Raw genomic sequence first — 26,280 nt, 5'->3', positions numbered from 1 at the left:
CGCCATGGGCGCGCAGCCCTTGCTTCTTGCATGCCATGAACATGAATTCGTCTCCCTTGCTGGTCAAGCCGATCCACCTGGTGCCAGCGCAGCAGCGGGCCACCTCGCCGCTATCGGCGCTGTTGCGCAAGGAGTTGCGCGGCGACGTGCTGTTCGACCGCGCCGCGCGCGGCCGCTACGCCACCGATGCCTCGATCTACCAGATCATGCCGGTCGGCGTGGTAGTGCCGCGCGACCAGGCTGACCTGGTGCGCGCGCTCGACATCGCGCGGGACCAGCGCGTGCCGGTGCTGGCGCGCGGCGCCGGCACCAGCCAGTGCGGCCAGACCGTGGGCGAGGCGCTGGTCATCGACACCAGCAAGTGGCTCAACAACGTGGTCGCCTTCGATGCCGTCGCGCGCACGGTGACGGTCGAGCCCGGCATCGTGCTGGACCACCTGAACGCCTGGCTCAAGCCGCACGGGCTGTGGTTTCCGGTCGATGTTTCCACGGGGGCGCAATGCACCATCGGCGGCATGGCCGGCAACAACTCGTGCGGCTCGCGCTCGATCGCCTACGGCAACATGGTGCATAACGTGCTGGCCATCGATGCGGTGCTGGCGGACGGCAGCGCATGCCACTTCGGTTCGCTGGCGCAGCCGGTGGCGGCAGGGCGCGCCGAGGGCATCCTGCGCGGCCTGCAGCGCATCGCCACGCGCGAGCGCGACGAGATCGCGGAACGCATGCCCAAGGTGCTGCGCCGCGTGGCCGGCTACAACATCGACCTGTTCGATTGCCAGAACCCGCGCGCCTATACCGACGACGGCCACGCCAACCTGGCGCATATCCTGGTCGGTTCCGAAGGCACGCTGGCCTGCAGCCGCCAGCTCACGCTGAAGCTGTCGCCACTGCCGGCGCACAAGGTGCTGGGCGTGGTCAACTTCCCCACGTTCTACCAGGCCATGGAGATGACGCAGCATATCGTCAGGCTGCGCCCGGTGGCGGTGGAACTGGTCGACCGCACCATGATCGACCTGTCGATGGAAAACCCCGCCTTCCGCCCGGTGGTCGAGCGCGCGCTGGCCGGCGATCCGCAAGCCATCCTGCTGGTGGAGTTTGCCGGCGAGGACCGGCAGGCGCTGCTGGCGCAGCTGGACCAGCTTGCCGAACTGATGGCGGATCTCGGCCTGCCAGGTTCGGTGGTCAAGATGCCCGAAGAGAAGGCGCAGAAGGCGCTGTGGGAGGTGCGCAAGGCCGGCCTGAACATCATGATGAGCATGAAGGGCGACGGCAAGCCGGTCTCGTTCATCGAGGACTGCGCGGTGCCGCTCGAGCACCTGGCCGAGTACACCCGCCGGCTGACCGAAGTCTTCCACAAGCACGAGACTGAGGGCACCTGGTATGCCCACGCCAGCGTCGGCACGCTGCACGTGCGGCCGATCCTGGACATGCGCCGCGACGGCGCGCTGCGCATGCGCGAGATTGCGCAAGAGGCGGCCGAGCTGGTGCGCGCGTACAAGGGCGCCTACTCCGGCGAGCACGGCGACGGCCTGTGCCGCGGCGAATGGGTGGCGTGGCAATACGGCCCGCGCATCAACGCCGCGTTCAGCGAGATCAAGGCGCTGTTCGATCCGGACAACCGCTTCAATCCCGACAAGATCGTGCGGCCGCCAAAGATGGACGCGCGCGAGAACTTCCGCTTCGCGCCCGGCTACGCCGCGCTGCCGCTTACGCCCGCGCTGGACTGGTCGGCGTGGAACGTGCAGCGCGATCCGATCACGGGCGTCGAGACCGCGCCGGGCACCGGCAACGATACCGCCACGCACGGCCTCGCTTCAGCCGTGGAGATGTGCAACAACAACGGCCACTGCCGCAAGTTCGACGCCGGCACCATGTGCCCCAGCTATCGCGTGACCAAGGACGAACAGCACCTGACGCGCGGCCGCGCCAACACGCTGCGGCTGGCGCTGTCCGGGCAGCTCGGCACGGACGGGCTCGCCAGTACCGAAGTGAAGGAGGCCCTGGACCTGTGCGTCTCCTGCAAGGGCTGCAAGCGCGACTGCCCGACCGGCGTCGACATGGCCAGGTTCAAGATCGAGGCGCGCCACGCATGGACCAGCCGGCACGGCATCGGCCTGCGCGAGCGCATGGTGGCGTTCCTGCCGCGCTATGCGCCGCTGGCCAGCCGCGTGTCGGGCCTGCTGGCGCTGGCCGACGGCGTGCCCGTGGTGTCTGGCTGGATCCGGCGCGCGCTGGGGTTTGCCCCACAGCGGTCGCTGCCGCGTTTCACCGCGCCGTTCCTGGCGGGGCGCGCCGCGGGCCATGACGCAGGCGGCAAGACCGATGGCCGCGAAGTGCTGCTCTTCGTCGATACCTTCAGCAACTACATGGAGCCCGACAACGCGCGCGCCGCGCAGGCGGTGCTGGCAGCCGCGGGATATACGGTGCATTTCAACGCCCGCGCGGGCGAACGCCCGCTGTGCTGCGGCCGGACTTTCCTGGCCGCGGGCCTGATCGAGCAGGCCAAGGCCGAGGCGCGGCGGCTGCTGGATGCGGTGCGCCCGTTCGTCGAGCGCGGCGTGCCGGTGGTGGGCCTGGAGCCGTCGTGCCTGCTGTCGCTGCGCGACGAGTTCCTGGGCTATGGCTATGGCGAGGAGGCGCGCAAGCTCGCCGGCCTGTCGTTCCTGTTCGAGGAGTTCCTGGTGCGCGAGCGGCAGGCCGGCCGGCTGGACCTGCCGCTGCAGCCGCTGCAGGTCTCCGAGGCCATCGTGCATGGCCACTGCCACCAGAAGGCGTTCGATGCGTTCACGCCGGTGCAGACCGTGCTGGGCTGGATCCCCGGCCTGAAGGTGGCGCCGGTGGAGTCGTCGTGCTGCGGCATGGCAGGCAGCTTCGGCTATGAGGCGGAGCACTTCGCGGCGTCGCAGGCGATGGCCGAGCTGTCGCTGCTGCCGGCGGTGCGCCGGCGCGCGGCTGGCGCCCTCGTGGTGGCGGACGGCACCAGCTGCCGCCACCAGATCCGCGACGGTGCCGACACCGAGGCGCTGCATGTGGCGCGGGTGCTGGCGATGGCGCTGGAAGGGGGGCGCCATGTCTGAGCCGATGCACAACCCGGCCCAGGCCCGTGCCCTGCTGCGGCCGCCTGCGCTGGCAAGAATAGGCGACCGCGTCGAGGACGTGGGCTCGCCCGCGCTGCTGGTCGATCTCGATGCCTTCGACCATAACCTCGCGCGGATGCAGGCCCTTGCCGATGCCGGCGGCGTGGCGTTGCGCCCGCATGCCAAGGCGCACAAGTCGGTCGCGATCGCGCAGCGGCAGATCGCCGCTGGCGCGGTCGGCATCTGCTGCCAGAAGCTCAGCGAGGCGTACCCGTTTGCCGCCGCCGGCATTGCCAGCATCCACATCAGCAACGAGTTCGTCGGGGCCGACAAGCTGGTCATGGCGGTGGAGCTGGCCCGGCACGTGGACCTGAGCATTTGCGTCGACGACGTGCGCCAGGTGGCCGCGATGGCAGCCGCTGCGGCGGCCGGCGGGGTGCGTATCACCGCGCTCGCGGAAGTCGACGTGGGGCAGGGGCGTTGCGGCGTCGACAGTCCGCAAGCGTTGAGCCGGCTCGCCGATGCCATCGGCGCTGCGCCGTCGCTGCGCTTCGGCGGGCTGCAGGCGTATCACGGCGGCGCGCAGCACCTGGCGCACTGGACCCAGCGCCGGGACGCCGCGCGCCACGCCGCCGAGCAGGCGCACGCCTATGTGCGCCATCTCGATGCCCGCGGCATCGCCTGCCCGGTCGTCACTGGCGGCGGCAGCGGCACCGCCGAGTTCGATTGCGAGAGCGGCGTCTATACCGAGATCCAGCCCGGCAGCTACCTGTTCCTGGACGGCCACTATGGCGCCAGCGAATGGCCGGGGCGCTTCCAGCCCCGCCACGCCCTGTTCCTGTCGACCACGGTGATGAGCACCGCGCGCGCCGGCGTGGCGGTGTGCGACGCGGGGTTGAAGTCGGTCGCGGTGGACTCCGGCCTGCCGCGGCTGTGGTCCGGCCAGGGCAGCGAGTGGCTGCGCTATGTCGCGGCCAACGATGAACACGGCGTGCTGCAGGTACTGCAAGAAGACGGCCAGGCCCTGCTGGGGAGCAAGCTCTGGCTGGTGCCCGGCCACTGCGATCCCACCGCGAACCTGCACGCGCAGTACGTGTGCTGCCGCGACGGGTACGTCGCCGAGTTGTGGGACATCGCGGCGCGTGGCCTGAGCCGCTGACGCCGCGGGAGCCGCAGCTGGCGCAGCCGCCGCGCCAATCATGAAGAAGAGAGAAGAGCCGCGCAAAGCGGCACCGGGTAGTCAAAGCCAAAGGAGACCAACGATGCAACGCAACACAGTCAGGAAGACCCTGGCGGCCGTGGTGGGTGCCACGGCCTGCCTCAGCGCATGGGCATGGGAACCGGCCAAGCCGGTCGAGATCGTGGTGCCGTTCGGCGCCGGTGGCGCCTCGGACCAGATGGCGCGGTCGATCCAGGGCATCATCGCCAAGCACAAGCTGATGAGCCAGCCGGTGATCGTGCTGAACAAGGCGGGCGCCAGCGGCGCCGAAGGGCTGATGGATACCAAGGCATCGCAGGGTAATCCGCACAAGCTGCTGGTGGCTTCGTCGGCGCTCTACACGGTGCCGATGGTGAGCCACCTGCCGTTCAGCTGGCGCGACCTCACGCCGGTGGCAATGATTGCGCAGGATGAGTTCGTGCTGTGGACCAATGCCGCGGCACCGTACAAAACTGTCGCGCAGTTCATCGACGCGTCCAGGGCCAGCGCGGGCAAGATCAAGGTCGGCGGCACCAGCTCCAAGCGCGAAGACCAGATCATCGCCTCGCTGGTCCAGAAGAAGACCGGCACCCGCTTCATCTACGTGCCGTACAAGGGCGGCGGCGAGGCGGCCACGCAGCTGTCTGGCCAGCATATCGACGCCAACGTGAACAATCCGTCCGAGTCGATCGGCCAGTGGCGCGCCGGCGAGCATCGCGCGCTGTGCGTGTTCGCGCCGGAGCGCATGGCCTACAACGGCAAGGTCACGCAGACCCAGAGCTGGCATGACGTGCCGACCTGCAAGGAGCAGGGGCTGGACGTGCAATACCAGATGCTGCGCGTGTTCATGATGCCGGGCGGCGTGACCCCCGAGCAGCAGAAGTACTACGTCGACCTGATGCAGAAGATCGTGGCCACGCCGGAATGGAAAGAGTACCTGGAGAAGAACGCGCTGAAGAACGACTTCCTCACCGGCAAGGCGCTGACCGACTTCCTGGCGCGCGATGAAGCCGCGCACCGCGACATCATCAAGGAGGCCGGCTTCGTCGCCTCGCGCTGACGCTGGCACGGATCACCAACGGGCTGCGCCGCGTGGCGCAGCCGATGGCCTGAAGGAAGGCGGGGGACAACATGGATTCTCAACAGGTAGCGGCGCATGCGGGCGCCGGCCTCTCGGTCAAGGCGGTGGAACTGGCGGTGGCGCTGTGCCTGCTGGCCGGCGCGCTGGTCGTGATCGTGAGCAATTACGGCATCGGCGCCGGCTGGGCGCCGGACGGGCCGGAGGCGGGCTATTTCCCGATGCGGGTCGGCATCATCATTCTGGTCTGCAGCATGCTGGTGGGCGTGCAGGCGCTGCGCGCGGAGGGCACGGCAGTGTTCGTGACGTGGCAGCAGTTGCGGCAGGTGGGCGTCATCCTGGGGCCGCTGACTGTGTATGTCGGCCTGATCGGGGTGCTCGGCATCTACGTGGCGTCGGCCGCCTTCATGGCAGGCTTCATGGTCTGGGTGGGCAAGTCAGCATGGTGGAAGGCGGCCCTGATCGGGGTCGGCGTCAACGCCTTGCTGTTCTGGATATTCGAGATCCAGTTCCGTGTGCCGCTGCCCAAAGGCCCGCTGGAAGCGGCGCTGGGCTACTAGGGAGAGCGGAACATGGATGAGATCAATGCATTAATGGGCGGCTTTGCCGTGGCGCTGTCGTGGCATAACGTGGGGCTGATGTTTGCCGGTATCCTGCTCGGCATCGTGGTGGGCGTGCTGCCCGGCCTGGGCGGTCCCAACGGCGTGGCGATCCTGCTGCCGCTGACGTTCTCGATGGAGCCAGTGTCCGCCATCATCATGCTGTCCTGCATCTACTGGGGCGCATTGTTTGGCGGGGCGATCACCTCGATCCTCTTCAATATTCCCGGCGAAGCCTGGTCGGTCGCCACCACTTTCGACGGCTACCCGATGGCGCAGCGTGGCGAAGCCGGCAAGGCGCTGACCTCGGCCTTCACCGGGTCGTGCGTGGGGGCGCTGGCCGGCGTGCTGCTGATCACGTTCCTGGCGCCGATGGTGGCAAAGTTTGCGCTGCGCTTCGGCCCGCCCGAGTTCTTCGCGGTGTACCTGCTGACGTTCTGCAGCTTTGTCGGCATGGGCAAGGAGTCCAAGCCCAAGATCCTGATCGCGATGTGCCTGGGCTTCGTGCTGGCTGCGGTCGGCATGGACACGGTATCGGGCACGCTGCGCATGACCTTTGGCTCGACCGAGCTGCTGCGCGGCTTTGACTTCCTGGTGGCGGTGATTGGCCTGTTCGGCATCAGCGAGATCCTGATGACCATGGAAGAGGGCGTGGCCTTCCGCGGCAAGCAGGCCCGCATCGACCTGAAGGTGGTGCTGAAGACCTGGGCCGAACTGCCGCGCTACTGGCTGACCGTGCTGCGCTCGTCGGTGATCGGCTGCTGGCTGGGCATCACCCCGGGCGGCGCGACCGCGGCCTCGTTCATGGGCTATGGCGTGGCCAAGCGCATGGCGAAGGAACCCGACTCGTTCGGGCAGGGTAATGTCGAGGGCGTGGTCGCGCCCGAGACCGCCGCGCACGCGGCCGGCACCAGCGCGCTGCTGCCGATGCTGGCCCTGGGCATTCCCGGTTCCGCCACCGCGGCGGTGTTGCTGGGCGGCCTGATGATCTGGGGCCTGCAGCCGGGCCCGCTGCTGTTCGCCGAGCAAGGGCCGTTCGTGTGGGGGCTGATCGCCAGCATGTACCTGGGCAATATCGTTGGCCTGATCGTGGTGCTGTCGACCGTACCGCTGTTCGCGGCGATCCTGCGCATCCCGTTCTCGATCATCGCGCCGCTGATCCTGGTGATCTGCGCCATCGGCGCGTACACCGTGAACGGGGCGCTGTTCGATGTCTGGCTGATGCTCGGCTTCGGCGTGGTCGGCTATGTGCTGAAGAAGCTCGACTATCCGCTGGCGCCGATGGTCTTGGCGCTGGTGCTGGGCGATCGCGCCGAGGATGCCTTCCGCCAGACCATGCTGGTGTCGTCGGGCGCGTTGGATATCTTCTGGTCCAACGGTCTGGTGGGGACCATCATGGGGCTGGCGATTTTCGTGCTGGTGTGGCCGCTGGTGAGTGACCTTCGCGTGCGGGCAAGGGCGAAGAAGATGGCGTGAGGCGCTGGCGCAAGCCGGCGGGTGGGCTGTTGCGATCGTCGAGGGCGACGTTCATTTCTCATCCGGAACACTGCTGCCGAGCCAAGTCGTGGCTCGGCAGCATTAACGAAACGATCGGACATGGATCGCTGTGATGCTCAATGTCGCAGTCGGTCACAGATCGGCATGCACTTTCCCCTGTAACCGGCTGCCTCTGCACCCTGCCACTGTCGCCATCAGCGCTTGAGCAACGGGCACTGCGACTTCGCCACTGGCATGAACGCCTGCTCTCCCGGCACCGTCGCCAGCACCTTGTAGTAGTCCCACGGATACTTGGATTCGGCCGGCGTCTTGACTTCGAACAGGTACATGTCGTGGATCATGCGGCCATCCTCGCGGATGCGGCCGTTCCTGGCAAAGAAGTCGTTGACCGGCATCGACTTCATCTTCTTCATCACCGCCGCGGTGTCGTCGGTGCCGGCCGCCTGCACCGCCTTCAGGTAGTGCGTCACCGAGGAATACGCGCCGGCCTGGCTCATGTTGGGCATCTTCTTCAGCTTGTCGAAATAGCGGCGCGACCAGGCGCGCGTGGCGTCGTTCATGTCCCAGTAGAACGCTTCCGTCAGCACCAGTCCGGCGGCCGTCTTCAGCCCGATCGCATGGATATCGTTGATATAGAGCAGCAAGCCCGCCATGCGCTGCGCATTGTTGCGGGTCAGGCCGAATTCCGACGCGGCCTTGATGGCGTTGACAGTGTCGCCGCCGGCATTGGCCAGGCCCACCACCTGTGCCTTGCTGGCCTGCGCCTGCAGCAGGTAAGAGGCAAAGTCGCTCGTGCCCAGCGGATGGCGCGCGGCGCCCAGCACCTTGCCGCCGGTCTCGTTGATGACCGCGGTGGCCGAGTCCTGCAGCGTGTGCCCGAAGGCGTAATCCGCGGTCAGGAAGAACCATGACTTGCCGCCACGCTGCACCATCGCGCGCGCGGTGGTGTTGGCCAGCGCGTAGGTGTCGTAGGCGTAGTGGACCGACACCGGCGTGCACAGGTCGTTAGTGATGCGCTCGGTGCCCGGGCCGGAGAACACGACGATGCGGTTCTTCTGCCGGGCCACCTCCAGCACCGCCAGCGCCGGCGCCGACGCGGCCACGTCGAGGATGGCGTCGACGTTGGCGGTGTCGAACCATTCGCGCGCCTTGTTGGCGGCGATGTCGGCCTTGTTCTGGTGATCGACCACCACCAGCTCGATCTTCTTGCCCAGCACCTTGCCGCCGAAGTCGTCGATCGCCATCTGTGCCGCCGTGGCACTGCCGCGGCCGGTGACATCGGCATACAGTCCGCTCATGTCGAGCAGCATGCCGATCTTGACGACATCGTCGGAGACGGCGCCCTTGGGCTGGGCCTGGGCCGTGCCGCAGGCCAGCGCCGCGGCGAAGGCAAGGGCGCCGGCGGCAATGCGGCGGATGGCGTGGCGATGGTTCATGGTGTCTCCCTGGTTTATTGTGGTTGGCTTTATTGTGGTTGCGTCATACCGTGGCGACCGGCGTCACCGGCGACCCGACCGCGCCTGGCAGCCGTAGCGGCGGGGCGGTCAGCTGGAAGCGCGTGCGACCGTTGGCGCGCAGCCAGTCCGCCAGTTCGCGCAAATACCACAACTCGCCCAGCGGCAGCCCCAGCTTGAACAGGCAGTGGTGGTGCAGCGGCAGCAGCGGGTGGTGCGTGTCGCCATCGGGTGCCGGGCGGGCGGGGTAGCGTTCCACCGCGTAGTTGTCGGCGATCAGCGCTGCGATGCCGGCGTCGGTGATCCAGTTCAGCAGCTTGTCGTCGCGGCCGTCGAGCGCGCAGCAGCTGTGGTGCAGCACGGCTTCATCGGGTTCGCGCTGCATCGACAGCACGACCTCGGCAAAGCCGGTGCGCAGCAGCAGCATGTCGCCGGGTTCGACTTCCGCCTTGCCGGCCTCCAGCGCGTGCATCAGGTCGTCGTAGCCAACGTTGCGGAAGTCCATGCCGAACACGTGCGCCAGGTCCACCAGCACGCCGCGGCCCTGCATGCCCCTGACTGCAAAGTTCTCGATGCCGAGCGCATGCGCGGCGCTGTGGTCGTGGCCGCACGGGTGCGCCGCGAAATTGTCGTCCTCGGCATAGTCGACCGGGCCGACGACATGCTCGTTGGCGCGGTAGCCGTTGTAGTAGACGCGCTCGGGCCGGCCATCGCCATCGGCATCGAACAGTGCGCCCACGTGCGCCAACGCGTCCCATTGCGTGCTGTACTGCAGGCACATCAGCACCTGGTCGTCGCTGATGACATCGGTCGCGGCGGGGTCCATCTTGGCCAGCGGGAAGTTGGTGTACGGCGCGTCGTCGCGGAAGGTCGGCCGCAGCACCGGCGGATGGCGACGCGGATTGAGCTTGTTGCCACCGGGGTAGTCCAGCGGCAGCGACAGGCAGAAGCTCAGCCCGGCCTGCACCTCGCGGGCGCCCTTGATGACTTGTTCGGGCCCGATCAGGTTGATGCGCCCCAGTTGGTCATCGGGGCCGAAGTCTCCCCAGTTGGAACCTTGCGGACGTTGCTTCCAGCGCATGAGTCGTGCCTCCTGTGGTGTGGCTGGCCGCGGCAAGCGACCGGCGAAGGGGATTCGCAAGCGGGCCGGGCAATGGGTTTCGGGCCCGGCGCGCGATAGGCCGGCCCATGTGCGCCATGAAACCGGTTGCACACTTATAGGCCATGTCGGCCGGAGCGGTCATTTTGCAGTGCAGCAGATCAGGCTCACTGCGTTATCAGACAGAGCAATGCCGAACGCAGGATGTGTGTCGTCGTCATACAACATACTGGCTTTGTGGTCCTTTCATGGCCTGCATTGTGGAAAAACCTAGGGATTTCCCCGGGTCATTGGCACGTATATGCGGATAGAATGTTGTCAGACAACGTAACACTGACCCGATGCAAGCCATCGGGCTGGAGATGATATGGAAGAAAGCCCCACGGCAGTCGCACAGGCGGCGCGTCCCCTCTACATCGCGATGCACGCGGACGACAATGTCGCCATCGTCGCCAATGACGGCGGCCTGCCGGCGGGCACCACATTCCCGTGCGGGCTGGTGCTGGTAGAGGGCGTGCCGCAAGGCCACAAAGTCGCGCTGGCCGACCTGCGTGAGGGCGACGCGGTAATCCGCTACAACGTGGTGATCGGCTATGCGCTCAAGGACCTGCCGCGCGGCAGCTGGGTCAACGAGCGCGTGCTGCGCATGCCCGCCGCGCCCGGCCTGGATCACCTGCCGGTCGGTACGCGGGTGGCGCCGTTGCCGCCGCTGGACGGCTATACCTTTGAAGGCTATCGCAATGCCGACGGCTCGGTCGGCACGCGCAATATCCTCGGCATTACCACCACGGTGCAGTGCGTCGAGGGCGTGGTCGAGTTCGCGGTGCGACGCATCAAGGAAGAGCTGCTGCCGAACTATCCCAATGTCGACGACGTGGTCGGGCTGGAACACACCTATGGCTGCGGCGTCGCGATCGACGCGCCCGATGCCGGCATCCCGATCCGCACCATCCGCAATATTGCGCTGAACCCGAACTTCGGCGGCGAGGTCATGATCGTCAGCCTGGGCTGCGAGAAGCTGCAGCCCGCGCGCCTGATCGGCGCCGGCACCATTCCGATCCAGCAGGCGGGCGAGCCCGACGTGGTCTGCCTGCAGGACGCGCAGCACGTCGGCTTTGCCTCCATGATCGACTCGATCATGGCCACGGCGGACAGGCACCTGGCGCGCCTGAACGCGCGCCGGCGCGAGACCTGCCCGGCGTCGGACCTGGTGGTCGGCGTCCAGTGCGGCGGCAGCGATGCGTTCTCCGGCGTCACCGCCAACCCGGCGGTGGGCTTTGCCACGGACTTGCTGGTGCGCGCCGGCGCCACCGTGATGTTCTCGGAGGTGACCGAGGTGCGCGACGGCATCGACCAGCTCACCGCGCGCGCGGCTACGCCCGAGGTCGCCGAGGCGCTGGTGCGGCAGATGGCCTGGTACGACCGCTACCTGGCGCAGGGCCAGGTCGACCGCAGTGCCAACACCACGCCCGGCAACAAGCAGGGCGGCCTGTCCAACATCGTCGAGAAGGCGATGGGCTCGATCGTCAAGTCCGGCACCGGCCCCATCCACGGCGTCAGCGGCCCCGGCGAAAAGGTCACGCAGAAAGGCCTGATCTACGCCGCCACGCCCGCCGGCGACTTCGTCTGCGGCACGCTGCAGCTGGCCGCCGGCATGAACCTGCACGTGTTCACCACCGGGCGCGGCACGCCATACGGGCTGGCCGAGGTGCCGGTGATCAAGGTGTCTACCCGCAACGACTTGGCGCGGCGCTGGCACGACCTGATGGACGTCAACGCCGGCCGCATCGCCACCGGCGAAGCCACCATCGAGGATGTGGGCTGGGAGCTGTTCCACACGTTGCTGGCCGTGGCCAGCGGCAAGAAGTCATGGGCGGAACACTGGAAGATCCGCAATGCACTGGTGCTGTTCAATCCGGCGCCGGTGACCTGAGCCATCGCCTGCGGGGGCTATGCCCGCCCGCGCAACGGCTTCAGCAAATGCGACAGTCCGTTGTGATCCAGTTCATGCATCAGCGCCAGCAGCGCACCGATCTGTCCCGGCGGAAAGCCCTCGCGCGCGAACCAGTTCAGGTAGTTGCCCGGCAGGTCGGCGATCAGCGTGCCCTTGTGCTTGCCAAAGGGCATGGTGACGGTGACCAGCCGTTTCAGGGCGTCTGCGTCGAAATCGGTCATGGGAGCGAGCCAGTCGGAAAGCGCCACGCTACCACAGACGCGGCCGCGAGCGCGGGCTCAGGCAGTGCGTGGGCGCGGCGGGGCGCTTGCGGCCGCTGCTTCGGCCACGGCGGCGCGCACGCACTCGGCCAGCAGTTCGGAGGCCCGGGACCGGCTTGCGCGCGCCGCGCGGGCAATCACCAGCGGCTGGCGCACGGTGTCTTCCCGTATCGGTTTTGCCACCACGGCAGTGATCTGGGATGATGCCGGCGCCTGGGTGATCAGCAGTGCCACGCCCAGGCCGTTGGCCACCATGCCGCGCGCCAGTTCCAGCGAGGTGGCGCGGTAGCGTACCTCGGGCTGCAGCCCGTATTGCCAGAACGGCGCCATCAGGAATTCGCGGCTGTGGGGCAGGTCGATCAGGATCAGCGGCTCCTGCGCCAGTTCATGCAGCGAGAGGCCGCCCCGGCGCCGGGCCAGCCGCGAGCCCGCGGGCACCAGCCCGTAGGGCCGCAGTTCGGCCAGCAGTTCGCGCTCGAGGTCATCGGGCATGCCGACGTCGTAGCTCAGCGCCAGTTCGATCTGCCCGCCATGCAGCCAGTCTTCCAGCTGCGCCAGGTCGCCCTCGACAAAACGCACCGCCAGCCGCGGATAGCGCTCGCGCGCCAGGCGCAGCACTACCGGCAGGTAGACCGGCGCCAGCGTGCGGAAGACCCCGATCTGCACTTCGCCGGCGGCGCCGTCGCCGCTCTTGTCGACTTCAAATGCGGTGGCCGCGCCGAGGATCTGGCGCGCTTCGGCCAGCTTGCGCACGCCGAAGCGGGTCAGGGTCATCCGCGCGCCGGCGTCGCGGGCGAACAGGGCTTCGTCGAACAGCGTCTCCAGTTCGCGGATGGCGACGGAGATCGACGGCTGCGAGACGTTGAGCAGCCGCGCCGCGGCGGTGGTGCTGCCGGTTTCCGCGGTGGCGGCGAAGTAGCGCAACAGCCGCAGCGAGACACGCATCAGGAAATCCTATAGGTGCTAGTCGAATTCCATATTTTACTTGATAGGTCGCGCTGCGCAGAATCGAGCCACTGAAACGCAAGCCCATGCGCTTGCCAGCCATCGAGGAGCCAGCCTTGGACGATTCCAGCCATTCCAGCCATTCCGACCTGCCGCTCGCCGGCATCCGCGTGATCGACTTTTCGCGGGTGCTGGCCGGCCCCTATTGCACGGCGCTGCTGGGCGACCTGGGGGCCGAGGTGATCAAGATCGAGCCGCCCGGCGGCGACGACTATCGCGCCGTGGGTCCTTTCGTCGACGGCCGCAGCGGACTGTTCTCGGCGATGAACCGCAACAAGCAGAGCATCGTGATCGACCTGAAGACGGCGGCTGGCCTGGAACTGGCACGCACGCTGTGCGCGCGCGCCGACGTGGTGGTGGAGAACTTCCGTCCGGGCGTGGCGGACAAGCTCGGCATCGGCTACGAGGCGCTGCGGGCGCTGAATCCGTCGCTGGTTTATGCGAGCGTGTCGGGATTTGGCCAGACCGGGCCGGAATCGCACCGGCCCGCCTACGACATCATCCTGCAGGCGATGTGCGGGCTGATGGACGCCACTGGCGCGCCGGACGGTGCCCCGACCATGCTCGGCGAGGCGGTGTCCGATGTGGTCAGCGGCCTCTTTGCCTCATGGGGCGTGCTGGCCGCGCTGCTGGCGCGCGAGAAGAACGGCCGGGGCACGCATGTCGATGTGTCGATGTTCGACGCCACGCTGAGCCTGAGCGCCACGCTGGTCGCGCGCTATGCCGCCACCGGGCGGGCGCCGCAACGGGTGGGCAACCGGCATCCCTCGTCCGCGCCGTTCGGCGTATACCGCGCCGCGGACGGCTTCTACGTGGTGGCGGTGCTCAACAACAAGCTGTTCCATACGCTGGCAGAGACCATCGGCTGCCCGCAGATGGCGCACGACCCGCGTTTTGCCGATGACGAATCGCGCTGCCGCTTCGAGCCCGCACTGCGCGCCGGCCTGGAGGCGTGGTCGGCGGGCCGTTCCGTCGCCGAGGTGAACCGCCTGCTGGGCGCCGCGGGCATTCCGGTCGCCCCGATCCGCAATGTCAGGCAGGCAATGGAAAGCGAGCATGCCGTCCATCGCGGCCTGCTGACCGAAGTGGCCGGGCCGGATGGCAGCACCGTGCGGCTGCCGTCGCAGCCGGTGAAGTTCTCGGGCTATGGCCCCAATCGCGTCACGCCCGCGCCGGCGCTGGGGCAGCACACCGAGGCCATCCTGGCCGCGCACGATTTCACCAAGGAGACACAGCATGCTTAAACGACTGGGCGTCGAGCCGGGCGACCTGGAGATCGCCGATGCCATCGGCCGCTTCGCGCAGAGCGAACTGGCGCCGAAGGCGGCCGAAGTGGACCGCGCGGAGACGTCTACCACGCGCTATGTGCCGCAGTTGGCCGAACTCGGCCTGATGGGGATGAACCTGCCGGAACGCTGGGGCGGGACGGATACTTCGCCGGTGGCGCTGATCCTGTCGCTGGCGGAGATCGCCAGGGCCTGTGCCTCGACCTCATCGATGCTCGGCGCGCATTACCTGGCCACCGATTCCATCCTGATCGGCGGCGACGACAGCCAGCGCGCGCGCTGGCTGCCCGACGCGGCGGCCGGCACCCGGCTGGGCGCCTTCGCGCTGACCGAGCCGCGCGCCGGCTCCAACCCGGCCGACATGGCCACGCGCGCCACGCCGGAAGGCGATGGCTACCGGCTGCGCGGGGTCAAGCATTTCATCTCCAATGCCGATGCCGCGGACTTTATCGTGGTGTATGCCAAGACTGACCCGGCCGCCGGCACGCGCGGCATCAGCGCCTTCGTGGTGGACCGGCACAGCGATGGCGTGCAAGTGGCGCAGGCCGAGAAACTGATGGGCATCCACGGCGCCCCGGCGCATGAGGTGGCGCTCGACTGCTTCGTGCCGGCCGCCAACCGGCTCGGTCCCGAGGGCACCGGTTTCCGCACCGCGATGAAGGTGCTGGACAACAGCCGCCTCGACGTGGCCGCCACCAGCCTGGGCATCGCCGAGGCCGCGCTGGCGTGCGCGGTGGACTGGGCCAGGCAGCGCCAGGTGGGCGGCGAGCCGCTGGCGCGCAAGCAAGGCCTGCAATGGATGTTCGCGGACATGCGCACGCGGCTGGAGGCGGCGTGGCTGCTGACGCTGCAGGCCGCGGCGCGGCGCCGGGATGGCGAACCCTTTACCGAGCAGGCGTCGATGGCCAAGCTCTATGCCTCCGAGATGGTGGGGTTTGTCACCGATGCCGCGCTGCAGATCCACGGCGGCTATGGTTTCACGCGTGAAATGCCGCTGGAGCGGCTGGTGCGCGATGCGCGCATCCTGCGCATCTACGAGGGCTCGTCGGAAATACAGCGGACGGTGATCGCGCGCGCGGTGCTGGCTTAGGCGCCGCCGGATCGCCAACGGCGCAGGCGCTCACGGTGCCCAGGCATCCCGCACTTCGGCAGCCAGTTCATCGGCGCGCCCCTGGTAGCGGGGCGAGAAATGAAACGGGACCACCGCGCGGGCACCGATGCGGCGCGCGATCCGGCCGGCCTGGGCAGCAGTGAGGTGGTGCTTGCGCAGGCCGTGCGCCCGGTCGACTTCCAGAAACACGCTCTCGATGAAAAGCTGGTCGACGTTTGGCATCAGTTGCGACAGCGCGTGCACGTTGGCGCTGGTATAGCGCAGGTCGGTCACGTAGCCGATGCGCCGGCCTGGCCGGACCTCCAGGATCAGCCGGCTTAGCTCGCCGACTGTCCGCGTCGTCGCATGATCGCCGCTGCGGTCCCGCCACTGCACCAGGACCGGTGCATCGGCGGCTGCCCCGGTCAAGACGGCATGCTTGAGTTCGCGCAACCAGGCGCCGGTGGTCAGGCCGGATTCGGCCAGGCGTTCCTTGTCGATGCGGAGCCGGGCCTTTTCTTCCAGCAGGTATGCCAGGCATGGAATCCCATGATCGACAAAGCAGGCACGCACCCGAAATGTCGCCTCGTCGTGCACGATATCGCCGGTGATTCCGGCGGGTGCCTTGTCCTCCCTGTCAAAGCCATGGCGGCTGGAAAAGCCGGCGCCCCGCATCTGCCCGTCCAGTCCAAGTTCGACCGCTTCAATGACCAGTTCGGTCGTGTAGCGATGCACCACGTTCCACGTATAGGCGAGCAGCTTGTGCTCCACCTGTGCCACGAAGCCCGGCCCGCCGACCAGCACGATGCGCGGCTTGCGCCCGAGCAGCACCCGCAGCAGCTTGTCGAAGCCGGAGAAATGATCCATGTGCGCATGCGTGACAAAGACATGCGACACGCGCATCAGGTCGCGCGGCATCAGCCGGGCGATGTCGCCCAGGTCGAACAGCAGCGCGCGCCGTTCGTCGGCGAATTCTATGAACAGTCCCGGGTCGCCGAAAGCATCGTTGACGAGGCGGGCCTCGAGCAAGGGGCGCATGATCATTCGCGGCGCGACCGGCACCAGGGCTCAGGTAGCGATGCGCGTTTGTGCGGACAGCCGGTCAGCGGCCGGATAGCTGGCGAAGCAGCTGTTGCACGATCCGTTCGTGCTCTTCCAGCGCCGCTTCGAGCGTCTGCGCGCCATAACTTGCATTGTCCTGCCCGGCCAGTCCGCTCACGCGCGTGATGAACAAGGGCGTGTCCGTCGGTGCGGCCTCCGATACGCCCCGGAACCGGGTTGTCACCATGCCGCCGGATGACTCCAGCAGCGTGCGACGGAATACCAGGTCGTTCTCCGACATCCAGCGCGACCATTCATCATGGTCGGCCACCTGTATCGGCCGGTTCTTCTCGTCAAGGATATAGAAGCGGCGCCATTCCCGTGGACCCTGACGAGGCTTCATGGCATGCCACCTCCATGCGGTAGTGGCCGGCGTGCCACCCGGAATCGACGGCAACCCGGCCGGTAGTACGTGAAGCCTGCCATCGATTGCCTGGGCGTGCCGGGCAAGCTGCTGTGCTGGCACACGCGACGCACCCGCGACGCAGGCGCGACTTCAACGCTGCCCTGCGGCCAGTCTATTTAACCTCCGCGAACCGGCGCACACAAGGCGGTGCTGGCCCCGGAGAGGGGCCGGCTGCGGGACTCAGGGCGTGGCGGGCGTTTCAGGCGTGGCAGGCATTGCGGACGTTGCAGGCGATTCGGGTGTTTCAGGCGTTACCGGCGTTTCCGCGGTGGCAGGGGCGGCCGCCGCGGCCGGTTTGGCTTTCGCGGGACGGGCACCGCCGGCGCGGCGCGCCTTCAGTTGCTGGGCGCGCTTGGCGTCGGCCAGGGTGACGATGCCGGCCTCGTTGCCTTCCAGATCCAGCCGCTTGGCGCCTTCGACCATGCATGACCAGTAGCGCGTGCCGCTGCACCAGGTGCGGATCGCTTCACGTAGCTCGGCCTCGCTCAGGGCGAGTTTGGCCGCATGCTGGGTCAGGTCTTCGAAGGTGCCAATCTTCAGCGGCACCTTGGGCGCCGGGTTTTTCGGGAAGGCCTTGGGGAAGTGCTTCTGCAGCCGGGCGATGGAATGCACCACCGGATCGACCGGCTTGCCCTGCGCGGCAGCCGGGGCCGGGCGGCGGCCCTTGGCGCCCGTGGGCGCGTCTGCACCCGCGCCGGTACGTTCGCCGTCACGAGGGCGGTTGGGCGCGCCCTTGGACGCGCCGTTGCCTGCGCCTTTGCGCGGGCCCTTGCGTTCGCCCTTCGGTGATTCGGCGGCCGCCTTCTTGGCGAGTTGGTCCCTGAGTGCTGCCAGTTGTTCGAAGCCCATGATGTCTGCCGTTGTGTGAACCGGGATTGTATCAAGGCCGGGCCGCAAGCATATCTGGCGCATCCGGCGGCATCGGGCGCATGCGCCGGATGCGGCGCCTAAGGCCGGGCATGGGCCTGGGCGGCGAAGGCGCGCCACTCGCGGAACACCGCATCCAGGCAGGCGGCCGTCCCGCACTGATCCCGCTTGCTGCGGAACGCCGCGATATCGGCTGCGGTGATCGCGCCCGCCTTCAGCAGCCGTTGCTGGTCGGCGTGGATGCGCTGGTAGCCCATCGAGAAGAGGGCGGATTCGCAGATCAGCCGCTGCGCCTGGGTGGCGGAGGCTGGCGTGGCGGCCGGGTCGCAGTCGATGTCGGAGGCCCGGGCGGCGCCAAGGCAGATTAGGCCGGCGGCGACCAGGCAAGCGCGAGCGAAGGGAGAACAGCGGGTCATGGCAGGTGGCGGGATGCCGGATCCGCTCCGGCGAGAGTCCCGCCATGTTACCGCCTGCCGGCCCCGCAGAACGGGACCGGCGGCGCCAACTTCACATCCGTCCCTTCCAGGGCACCAGCCACTTGGCCAGCTTGCGCATCAGCAGGTCGAACACATAGGCAATCAGCCCGATCAGCACGATGCCCATGATCACCACGTCGGTCCGCAGGAAGTTGGAGGCATTGAGCACCATCTGGCCCAGCCCGGCGGTGGCCGCGACCATCTCGGCGGCGACCAGCGTGGTCCAGCCGAAGCCGATGGCGATGCGCATGCCGGTCAGGATATCGGGCAGCGCCGCCGGAATCACCACATGGCGCACCACCTGCCACGGGCTTGCGCCCATCGAATAGGCCGCGTTGATCTGCTCGATGGTGACCGAGCGCACGCCCGCCTGCGCCGACATCGCCAGTGGCGCGAAGCAGGCCAGGAAGATCAGCAGCACCTTCGAGGTCTCGTCGATGCCGAACCAGATCACGATCAGCGGCAGGTAGGCCAGCGGGGGCAGCGGGCGGTAGAACTCGATGGGCGGATCGAAGATGCCGCGGGCGATGCGCGATACCCCCATCATCACGCCGATCGGCACCGCGGTGGCGACCGCCAGCGCAAAGGCGCCGAACACGCGCAGCATGCTGGCGGCGAAATGCTCGGTCAGCGGCTGGCCGCCCTGCAGGTTGCCCTGCCAGGCATCGATGAAGGCGGTGACGATGGACTCGGGCGTGGGCAGGAACAGCGGCGGCAGCCAGCGCAGATGGCTGGCCAGCCACCACAGCGCCAGCAGCAGCACCACGGTGATGGTGGAAATGCGCGAGCTCGAGCCTTCGCCAGGCAGGCGGTAGCCCGACACGGTCTTCATGGGGCGCGCGGGCGCGGCCGCTGTCGCGGCGGGCGCATGCGGCGGCGGTTCGATGCGTTGGACGGTAGCGGACATCTGCTTCTCCTCAGGCGGTGGCATGGATCAGGTCGACGATCTCTTCGCGGTAGCGGATGAATTCCGGGTCGGACTTGACCGCGCGGGCGTCGCCGCATTCGATGAAGCGGCGTGCGAACGGCAGTTCATAGGTATGCGCGATGCGCCCGGGCGAGGGCGTCATCACGATCAGCCGCGTGGCCAGGAACAGCGCTTCTTCCACGCTGTGCGTGATGAAGAAGACGATCTTCTGCTCGCGCGCCCACAGCTTCAGGATCAGCGCCTGGATCGACTCGCGCGTCAGCGCGTCGAGCGCGCCCAGCGGCTCGTCCATCAGCATCACCGCCGGATCACAGGCGAGCGCGCGCGCAATCCCCACGCGCTGCTGCATGCCGCCCGACAACTGGTAGACCGGCTTGGCGGCGACGCTTTCCAGCCCGACCGCCGCCAGCTTTTCATGGGCGATGCGCAGCCGCTCGGCGCGCGCCACGCCGCGCAGGCGCAGGCCCAGCGCTACGTTGTCCTCGACGCTGAGCCAGGGCATCAGCGCGTGCTTCTGGAACACCACGCCGCGTTCGGCGCCGGGGCCGTGCACGGGCTTGCCGCTCAGCCGGATCTCGCCTTCCGACGGCTCCATGAAGCCTGCGATGCAGGACAGCAAGGTGGTCTTGCCGCAGCCCGAGGCCCCCAGCGCGACCACGAAGTCGCCGCGCTCCATGGTGAGGTTGACCTGCGACAGGGCCAGCGTCTTCGCGCCGCCCGCCGTGCCGTAATTGACGCTGACATTATCGATTTCGAGTTGGTACATGATGGCTCCCCGAACAGGACTTGCTGGGCCGCCGCGCTGCAAACAGCGTGCGGCGGCCGGCTTCAGTGACGCGGCGCGGTCTCAGCGCAAGGCCCGCTTGGCCCATTCCGCGTTGACGCCCGGACCATAGTCCGGCAGCACGGCCTGGATGGTGCCTTGCTCCTTGAGGAACTGCGCCGCCGACTGCAGCGCGCGCGCCGCGCCGCCGCCGAGCCAGCGCTCGGAGACCTGCTCCTGCAGCGTCGGGAAGCTGTACAGCGCCATGCTTGCGGGCACGGTTTCGGGCTTGGCGCCCGAGATCTTGGCCACGGCCTTCACCATGGGGGAGTCCGCGGTCCAGGCTGCCTTGTTCTTGCGGTAGTTCTCGTCCGCGGCGGCCAGCACGCGCACCAGCTTGACCATGAACTCGGGGTTCTCGCGCGCAAACTTCTTGTTGGCGATCATGCCGTCGAAAGTGGCCTTGCCGGTGTCGGCAGCAATCTGCCCGGAGGTGGTCAGCACCGTGCCGGACTGCTTGAGCTTGGCCAGCACCGGGTCCCAGATAAAGGTGGCGTCGATATCGCCGCGCTCCCATGCGGCCGCCACCTCGGGCGGGCGCATATTGACGATACGCACGTCCTTCGGATTGATCTTGGCGCGCTCCAGTGCGACCAGCGTGTGGTAGTGCGTGGTCGACACGAACGGCACACCAACGCGCTTGCCCTTCAGGTCGGCGATGCTGGCGATCTTGCTGCCGTTGCGCGCGACCATGGCTTCAGCCGCGTTGATGTCGTCGAGGATCCAGAACAGCTCGACATCCAGGCCTTGCGACAGGGCGGATGCGATCGGCGAGGTGCCCGCTTCGCCGATGGCGATCTGGCCCGAGGCCATGGCCCGGATCACGTCGCCGCCGCCGCCGAACTGCCGGAACGAGACCGTATAGCCGGTCTGCTTTTCCAGTTCCTTCATGTCCTGCGCATAGCGCCAGGGCACCACCATGTCCTGGTAAGCAATCACTACATTCTTGCTTTGGGCCTGCACGGTCTGTGCGGCCGGCGCCAGCGCCGCCGCCAGGGCGAAATACATCGCGATCTGCTTGATCCACCGCATGGTTGTGCTCCTCGGATGAGAAATGGGTTTGGGGGTCACGGCTTTATAGGTGAGCCCGATTCCGGGCCTATAGGACCAGTTGCCGGGATTCGCTGGGACCAGAACCGGCCGCGCGCGCGCAGGCCGCGCCGGGCCGCGGGGAGCGGTGGCGCGGGGCGGCGTCAATCATGGAATTCCTGTACCGGCTGCGGCGCGCGTCGGGGCCGCGCCAGAGGCGCTTCGGCGCTCAGGCGCTCAGGGAGAACCCGGAGTCGAAGGTCTGCCGCACATCGAGCCGCTGCCGCAGCAGGCCGGCCTTCAGGTAGAAGTCTGCGGTACGCTGCTGCTCGGCGATCAGTGCGGCGTCGATGGGGCGCCACTGCGTGCGGCGCCGCTCGAACTGCAGCCGCGCCGCCTGCGGCGAGATGCCGATGATGCGGGCCAGCGCTGCCGAGAAATCCGGCACATGCTGATAGGACCACTGCTGCGCGCGCACCACGCGGTGCAGGAAATCCTGCAACACCGCGCGCTTGCTCGCCAGCGCGGTGTCGGTCGCGGCCAGGTAGCTGAGGCCTGACCACAGCCCGCGGCCGCTGACCAGCACGCGTGCGTGCTGGCTGGTTTCCGCCATCGCGGTATAGGGTTCCCACGTCGCCCAGGCATCGATCGAGCCGCTGCTGAGCGCCAGCTTGGCATCCGCGGGCGGCAGGAAACGCAGGTTGGCGTCCTCAGGCCTCAGCCCCGCGGATTCCAGCGCCTTGAGCGCGATCAGGTGTCCGATCGAGCCGCGGTTGGTGCCGATGCTTTTGCCTTTCAGGTCGGCTGCCTGCCGCAGTGGCGAGTCGGGCCGCACCAGCACTGCCGTGCCGTAGGGGTCAGAGCGGTTCGCACCGATCAGCCTGATGCGCGTGCCCGCCGCCAGCGCGAAGATGGCCGGCGCATCGCCGATCGGGCCGCTGTCGACCGCGCCCGCGTTCAGCGCCTCGGCCAGCGGCGCCGCGGCGGGGAACTCGGTCCATTGGATGTCGTAGCCCAGGCCCTCGAGCGCGTTGGCGGATTCGAGCAGGGCGCGCAGGCCGCCCTTCTGGTCGCCGGCCTTCAGCACCTGGCGTCCCTGCGCGTGCGCATGGCCGGCGGCAAGGGTGGTGAAGGCAAGGGTGGGGCCATAGGCAAGGGCGGCGGTGGCGGCGGTGCCGCGGCGCAGGAACTGGCGTCGGGAAGCGGTCATGGCGTACGGGGTGATCGATATCAGGACCCCCGAACGTACGCGGCCCGCGCCCGGCCACCAACGAATTAATCCGCGATTCGATATGCGTGCTACGCGCGGCGGGCCGCATGCGCCCGCCATGCCTCAATCGAGTCCGGTGGACTCGGCGGGATCCCGTTGCGAACGGATGTCTTCCGGACTGAGCAGGATGTAGCCCAGCGACTTGAGCAGCTGCACGGCTTCCAGTTCGGCGTCGAGATACACCGGCCGTTCCGAGGCCCGGGCGCGCTGCGCTGGCGGGGGCCACCCGCCGCTGCCGTGCGCGCCCAGCGGCGCCGATGGGGACAATGGCGACGACGGCGCGGTGCCCTGCAGCCAGCGCGCGGTCAGGATGCGGCAGTGCTCCAGGTTGGGCTTCCACGTCACGTCGACGGCCGCATTGAACCTGCCGGTGCAAAGACGCAGCCGCTTCAGTGCCGTCAGCCAGGCGACGAAGGCCTCCGTCTCGGTGGGCGGATAGCCGCGCAGCAGCGTCTCGAGATAGCCCTGCGCCGTGCCGCCGTCGAGCGTCGGGTCGTCTTCCAGCAAGGCGATCTCGAGCGCCACGTGCTTGCGGCCGTCGTGGTCATAGATGGTGCATTCGCCGTCGACCACGCCTTCGCCCAGCAGCTCGCACAGCAGCGCCCAGGCCCGGGGGTTCTTGTCGAGCCGGCTTTCCAGCGTGGGGTCGATGCGGGCCAGCAGGTCAGGCATGGTGCGGGCCTCGCCGGACTGGACGGCCGCGGCAAACGCCATCGCATTGGCGGACGGCTTGTCACCGTGTGCCAGCCGTTGCAGCGACGCATCCTTGAGTTCGCCGATTTCCGCGGCGGTATCCACCGCGTGCATCCAGGCGTAGTCCTCCAGGCTGGCGCACAGCTTGCGTGCGGCGCGGGCCAGCTGGCCGGCCAGGGACTGGACAAAACCGGTGCACAGGGCGCAGCGGCACTCAAGCCGGCCGGCGTGCAGGAAGCCGGCATACAGCCGTTCCTGGTGTCCGCAATGCGCGCATTCCAGCGAAAAGCCGCCCTGGCGCACGGGGCGCTGCGTCGCCAGCAGGCCGTCGACCTGGTAGTGGGCCCGCCCGCCGCAGCATGGGCACAGCCATTGCAGCTTGTGGGCGCCGTCGCGCGGCGCCACGGCGCGCTCGAACTGGCGTGCGATAGCGCTGCGCGGAATGCCCTGGGCGCGTCCGACCACGTCGGCGCAATAGGCCCAGTAGCAGTATGAGTGGGCCGCCGCGGCCTGTTCCGCGGACAGGCGCCGCAGGGCCGGCAACACGGCCGCGGTGCGCCGCATCTCCGGAGCGATGGCGTCGATCAGCGCCTGGCCGCCCGGCATCGCCGCCTCGAGCGCGGCGCGGCTCTGCTCGAGGAAATCGGGCACATAGACCCGTCGTATGAAATCTTCGTTCTCGAGCCAGAACAAATGGCCCGGAAGCGCTTCCAGTGCCTCGATGCCGTCCCTGACTTCCGTCATGCCGGCGCAGGCGAGAAACGTGAACGGCTTACTGAACAGGAATTCGTCTGTCATGTTGTCGTCAACGGTGTACCCCGCCCATGAGCCCCCAACAAGCTCGTGTGCGATCGTCTCACCCCGTGACTAGGCCAAGGCAAACGCACGGGAAGCGCCAGCAGGGTGGCGCAACCCGTTTGGGGGACTTTCCCCTTCTTCTTTTCAGTCTGTTCTGAACGCTGCGCGGATTTTCTTTCGCCGCACTGGACAGGATAGGCGACGCGGCGGCGTCCTTACAAAGGAATCCAGCATGCCGGGCACAATCACCAGCGCTGTGCAACCAGGCGCGGCAGTGATGATCTCGGCTCCCGCAAGCCCGCGGCGACAGCACCAGGCAGCCCGCGCCGCAGGCCCGCCCTTACAGCGGGGCCGGCTGGGGCGGCGCCGCGGGCTTCTTGCCGCCGCCGCTGTAAGCGAAGTACCGGGCCTTGGCACCCCTGGCCCAGTAAGCCACGGTGAAGTGCTTGCTGTCGCGCCCGTAGAGCAGTTCCAGGCTGCCATTGGCCGCGCTCCATTCGGCGTAGCCGTTCTCGGCCGCGCCTTCGGTCTTGCGCAGGGCGGCATAGCGTTCGTCCAGCTTTTTGCGTACGTCTTCCAGTGCCGGGCGTTCGAACGTCATGGTGATCAGCGCCACCGCATCCTGGGCGTCGCAGTTCAGCACCACGCGCGTCAGGCCCGGCAGATGGAAGCGTTCCAGGTGCTTCAGTTCGACCGTGTCGCCACCGGCCCACTCGGACGTGCCGGTTTTTGCATGATTCTGCGGCGGCGCCAGGCGCGAGCACCTGGCCTTGCCCAGCTCAAGCCCAAGGGGCGCCGCAGTGTTGCCGGCCGCCTCTGGCTGGGCAGCGGTGGTGGCGGCGTGGACGGAAACGGAGGCCAGCAGTGCGGCGCAGAACAAGGCAAACGGCTTCATCTTGAGGCGGGAAAGGGCTGTCACGGTAAGGAATCGGGTTGGTGGCAGGATTCTAAGGCTTTCTTGCCCCGCGATTGGTCCCGCGATGGGCTGGCCCGCCGCATTGCCGCCTGAATGGGTGAGCCTAGGCTATGGCATGGCCGGCGCCGGCATCCATCGCCGCGTGCCTGCCCAGAACAGCAGCGCCAGCAAGCTGACCCCAGCGCCTAACGTACAGACGCCGCGCCAGCCGGCCGCGTCGTAGGTCGCCGTGGCGGCGATCGCGCCCAGGCCGCTGCCCGCCGCATAGAACAGCATGTAGGCGCCGACCAGCCGGCTGTGCGCGGTGGCATCGGCGCGAAAGATCATGCTCTGGTTGGTGACATGGATGGCCTGGCCGCCCAGGTCGAGCAGCACGATGCCGGCAGCCAGCAGCCACAGCGAGTGGTCCAGCCATGACAGCGGCAGCCAGGCGGCCACCAGCAGCACCAGGGCCGCGAGCGTGGTGCGCTGGCCCAAGCCCTGGTCCGCCCAGCGTCCCGCGCGCGCCGCCGCCAACGCACCGGCGGCCCCGACCAGCCCGAAGGCGCCGATGGCCGTGTGCGAAAGCTGGTAGGGCGGGGCGCTCAGCGGCAGCACCAGCGCGCTCCAGAAGATGTTGAACGCGGCGAACATCAGCAGCGCGATCGTGCCGCGGATCTGCAAGACCCGGTCGCGGCGCAGCAGTGCGAACATCGATGCCACCAGGCTGGCATAGCGCATGCGCTGCGCGGGGCCGGGCAACGCCGGCAGCGACCGCCACAGCAGCAAGGCCAGCACCAGCATTGCGGCGGCGGCGCAGACATAGACACTGCGCCATCCGGCGATGTCGCTGACGCCGCCGGCCACCACGCGCGCCAGCAGCAACCCGGCAAACACGCCGCCCTGCGCGGTGCCGACCACGTGCCCGCGTTCCCGCGGCGCTGCAGCGGCCGCGGCATAGGCGATCAGTCCTTGCGTCATGGCCGTGCCGAGCAGGCCGGTCAGCAGCATTCCCGCCAGCAGCATCGTCACGGACGGCGCCAGCGCCACGGCGGCCAGCGCGCTGGCCAGCGCCAGCACCTGCGCCAGCATCAGGCGGCGGCGCGGCAGCAGGTCGCCGAGCGGCACCAGCAACAGCAGCGCCAGCGCGCAGCCGGCCTGGGTGGCGGTGACCACGCCGCCGATGGCCGCGGCGCCAATGTGGAAATCGGCCATCAGCGCATCCAGCAGCGGCTGCGCGTAATAGACGTTAGCCACGCTCAGGCCGCTGGCGCATGCGAACAGCAGCACGGCGGCGCGGGGCATGGGTGCTGGCACTGCGGCGGGGCGGGATGGGGGCGATGCCGTGTCCGGCGTGGAGGAACAGGTTTCCATACGCTTCCAGGTGGTTGCAAAAT

23 protein-coding genes are annotated in these 26,280 nt (G+C 68.2%); 8 read left to right on the top strand and 15 right to left on the bottom strand.

Going from position 1 to position 26,280, the window contains the following annotated elements; all coding sequences use genetic code 11:
* Positions 1-35: 35 nt before the first annotated feature.
* From ACOCMH_RS10840 to ACOCMH_RS10820, 5 genes are all read left to right on the top strand, one after another.
* Positions 36-3,077, top strand: a complete 3,042-nt coding sequence (locus ACOCMH_RS10840; RefSeq protein WP_427306975.1) for an FAD-binding and (Fe-S)-binding domain-containing protein — start codon at positions 36-38, stop codon at positions 3,075-3,077.
* Entirely contained in the window at positions 3,070-4,236 is a 1,167-nt protein-coding gene (locus ACOCMH_RS10835; protein WP_427306974.1) for a DSD1 family PLP-dependent enzyme, read from the top strand. Before ACOCMH_RS10840 ends, ACOCMH_RS10835 begins: the two co-directional genes overlap by 8 nt.
* 103 nt (positions 4,237-4,339) lie before the next feature.
* Positions 4,340-5,335 (top strand): Bug family tripartite tricarboxylate transporter substrate binding protein, encoded by a 996-nt coding sequence (locus ACOCMH_RS10830; protein WP_427306973.1) that lies wholly within the window; start codon positions 4,340-4,342, stop codon positions 5,333-5,335.
* Between the two features lie 71 nt (positions 5,336-5,406).
* The gene (locus ACOCMH_RS10825; protein WP_427306972.1) at positions 5,407-5,913 is read left to right on the top strand and encodes a tripartite tricarboxylate transporter TctB family protein; all 507 of its coding nucleotides are present in this window, start codon (positions 5,407-5,409) and stop codon (positions 5,911-5,913) included.
* Between the two features lie 12 nt (positions 5,914-5,925).
* Positions 5,926-7,428, top strand: a complete 1,503-nt coding sequence (locus tag ACOCMH_RS10820) for a tripartite tricarboxylate transporter permease (protein ID WP_427306971.1) — start codon at positions 5,926-5,928, stop codon at positions 7,426-7,428.
* A 215-nt stretch (positions 7,429-7,643) separates the two neighbouring features.
* Here the strand turns inward: ACOCMH_RS10820 and ACOCMH_RS10815 are convergent, their stop codons facing one another.
* Together ACOCMH_RS10815 and ACOCMH_RS10810 are read right to left on the bottom strand one after the other, a co-directional pair.
* A complete protein-coding gene (locus ACOCMH_RS10815; RefSeq protein WP_171513140.1) occupies positions 7,644-8,885 on the bottom strand; it encodes an ABC transporter substrate-binding protein in 1,242 nt (413 codons plus the stop codon).
* Between the two features lie 43 nt (positions 8,886-8,928).
* Positions 8,929-9,984: a cyclase family protein gene (locus tag ACOCMH_RS10810; RefSeq protein ID WP_427306970.1), complete on the bottom strand. Its 1,056-nt coding sequence runs from the start codon at positions 9,982-9,984 to the stop codon at positions 8,929-8,931.
* 385 nt (positions 9,985-10,369) lie between these two features.
* On the opposite strand from ACOCMH_RS10810, the gene garD reads away from it, so the two are divergent.
* Positions 10,370-11,935, top strand: coding sequence for a galactarate dehydratase (gene garD, locus ACOCMH_RS10805; RefSeq protein ID WP_427306969.1), 1,566 nt, complete (start codon positions 10,370-10,372; stop codon positions 11,933-11,935).
* Positions 11,936-11,952: 17 nt separating this feature from the next.
* On the opposite strand, the gene ACOCMH_RS10800 is transcribed toward garD, so the two are convergent.
* Both ACOCMH_RS10800 and ACOCMH_RS10795 read right to left on the bottom strand, forming a co-directional pair.
* On the bottom strand, positions 11,953-12,177 hold the full coding sequence (locus ACOCMH_RS10800) for a DUF3820 family protein (RefSeq protein WP_427306968.1): 225 nt from the start codon (positions 12,175-12,177) through the stop codon (positions 11,953-11,955).
* Between the two features lie 57 nt (positions 12,178-12,234).
* A complete protein-coding gene (locus ACOCMH_RS10795; protein ID WP_427306967.1) occupies positions 12,235-13,161 on the bottom strand; it encodes a LysR family transcriptional regulator in 927 nt (308 codons plus the stop codon).
* 86 nt (positions 13,162-13,247) lie between these two features.
* Between ACOCMH_RS10795 and ACOCMH_RS10790 the strand changes: the two genes are divergently transcribed.
* Both ACOCMH_RS10790 and ACOCMH_RS10785 read left to right on the top strand, forming a co-directional pair.
* Positions 13,248-14,465 (top strand): CaiB/BaiF CoA transferase family protein, encoded by a 1,218-nt coding sequence (locus ACOCMH_RS10790; protein ID WP_427306966.1) that lies wholly within the window; start codon positions 13,248-13,250, stop codon positions 14,463-14,465.
* Positions 14,458-15,597, top strand: coding sequence for an acyl-CoA dehydrogenase family protein (locus ACOCMH_RS10785; RefSeq protein WP_427306965.1), 1,140 nt, complete (start codon positions 14,458-14,460; stop codon positions 15,595-15,597). The genes ACOCMH_RS10790 and ACOCMH_RS10785 overlap by 8 nt, the downstream gene beginning before the upstream one ends.
* Before the next feature lie 30 nt (positions 15,598-15,627).
* Here ACOCMH_RS10785 and ACOCMH_RS10780 read toward each other — a convergent pair whose 3' ends face one another.
* From ACOCMH_RS10780 to ACOCMH_RS10730, 11 genes are all read right to left on the bottom strand, one after another.
* Positions 15,628-16,635 carry a ribonuclease Z gene (locus tag ACOCMH_RS10780; RefSeq protein WP_427308432.1) on the bottom strand — a complete coding sequence of 336 codons (1,008 nt, stop codon included), beginning with the start codon at positions 16,633-16,635 and terminating at the stop codon, positions 15,628-15,630.
* Positions 16,636-16,699: 64 nt separating this feature from the next.
* Positions 16,700-17,041: a hypothetical protein gene (locus tag ACOCMH_RS10775; RefSeq protein WP_427306964.1), complete on the bottom strand. Its 342-nt coding sequence runs from the start codon at positions 17,039-17,041 to the stop codon at positions 16,700-16,702.
* 243 nt (positions 17,042-17,284) lie between these two features.
* Positions 17,285-17,953 (bottom strand): ProQ/FinO family protein, encoded by a 669-nt coding sequence (locus tag ACOCMH_RS10770; RefSeq protein ID WP_427306963.1) that lies wholly within the window; start codon positions 17,951-17,953, stop codon positions 17,285-17,287.
* A 98-nt stretch (positions 17,954-18,051) separates the two neighbouring features.
* Entirely contained in the window at positions 18,052-18,387 is a 336-nt protein-coding gene (locus tag ACOCMH_RS10765; protein WP_427306962.1) for a hypothetical protein, read from the bottom strand.
* A 91-nt stretch (positions 18,388-18,478) separates the two neighbouring features.
* Positions 18,479-19,354, bottom strand: coding sequence for an ABC transporter permease subunit (locus ACOCMH_RS10760; RefSeq protein WP_427306961.1), 876 nt, complete (start codon positions 19,352-19,354; stop codon positions 18,479-18,481).
* Between the two features lie 10 nt (positions 19,355-19,364).
* On the bottom strand, positions 19,365-20,141 hold the full coding sequence (locus ACOCMH_RS10755; RefSeq protein WP_012355630.1) for a taurine ABC transporter ATP-binding protein: 777 nt from the start codon (positions 20,139-20,141) through the stop codon (positions 19,365-19,367).
* An 81-nt stretch (positions 20,142-20,222) separates the two neighbouring features.
* Positions 20,223-21,230: a taurine ABC transporter substrate-binding protein gene (tauA, locus tag ACOCMH_RS10750; RefSeq protein WP_427306960.1), complete on the bottom strand. Its 1,008-nt coding sequence runs from the start codon at positions 21,228-21,230 to the stop codon at positions 20,223-20,225.
* 226 nt (positions 21,231-21,456) lie between these two features.
* A complete protein-coding gene (locus ACOCMH_RS10745; protein WP_427306959.1) occupies positions 21,457-22,437 on the bottom strand; it encodes an ABC transporter substrate-binding protein in 981 nt (326 codons plus the stop codon).
* Positions 22,438-22,560: 123 nt separating this feature from the next.
* Entirely contained in the window at positions 22,561-23,988 is a 1,428-nt protein-coding gene (locus ACOCMH_RS10740; protein WP_427306958.1) for a hypothetical protein, read from the bottom strand.
* Positions 23,989-24,328: 340 nt separating this feature from the next.
* Entirely contained in the window at positions 24,329-24,883 is a 555-nt protein-coding gene (locus ACOCMH_RS10735) for a hypothetical protein (RefSeq protein WP_427308431.1), read from the bottom strand.
* 129 nt (positions 24,884-25,012) lie between these two features.
* Entirely contained in the window at positions 25,013-26,257 is a 1,245-nt protein-coding gene (locus tag ACOCMH_RS10730; protein WP_427306957.1) for an MFS transporter, read from the bottom strand.
* Between the last annotated feature and the right edge of the window lie 23 nt (positions 26,258-26,280).

The organism is Cupriavidus sp. H39 (assembly GCF_050271075.1).
Classification (GTDB): domain Bacteria; phylum Pseudomonadota; class Gammaproteobacteria; order Burkholderiales; family Burkholderiaceae; genus Cupriavidus; species Cupriavidus necator_B.
Note: the sequence above shows the minus strand (reverse complement) of the source record. Positions and strands in the feature narration are given on the sequence as shown.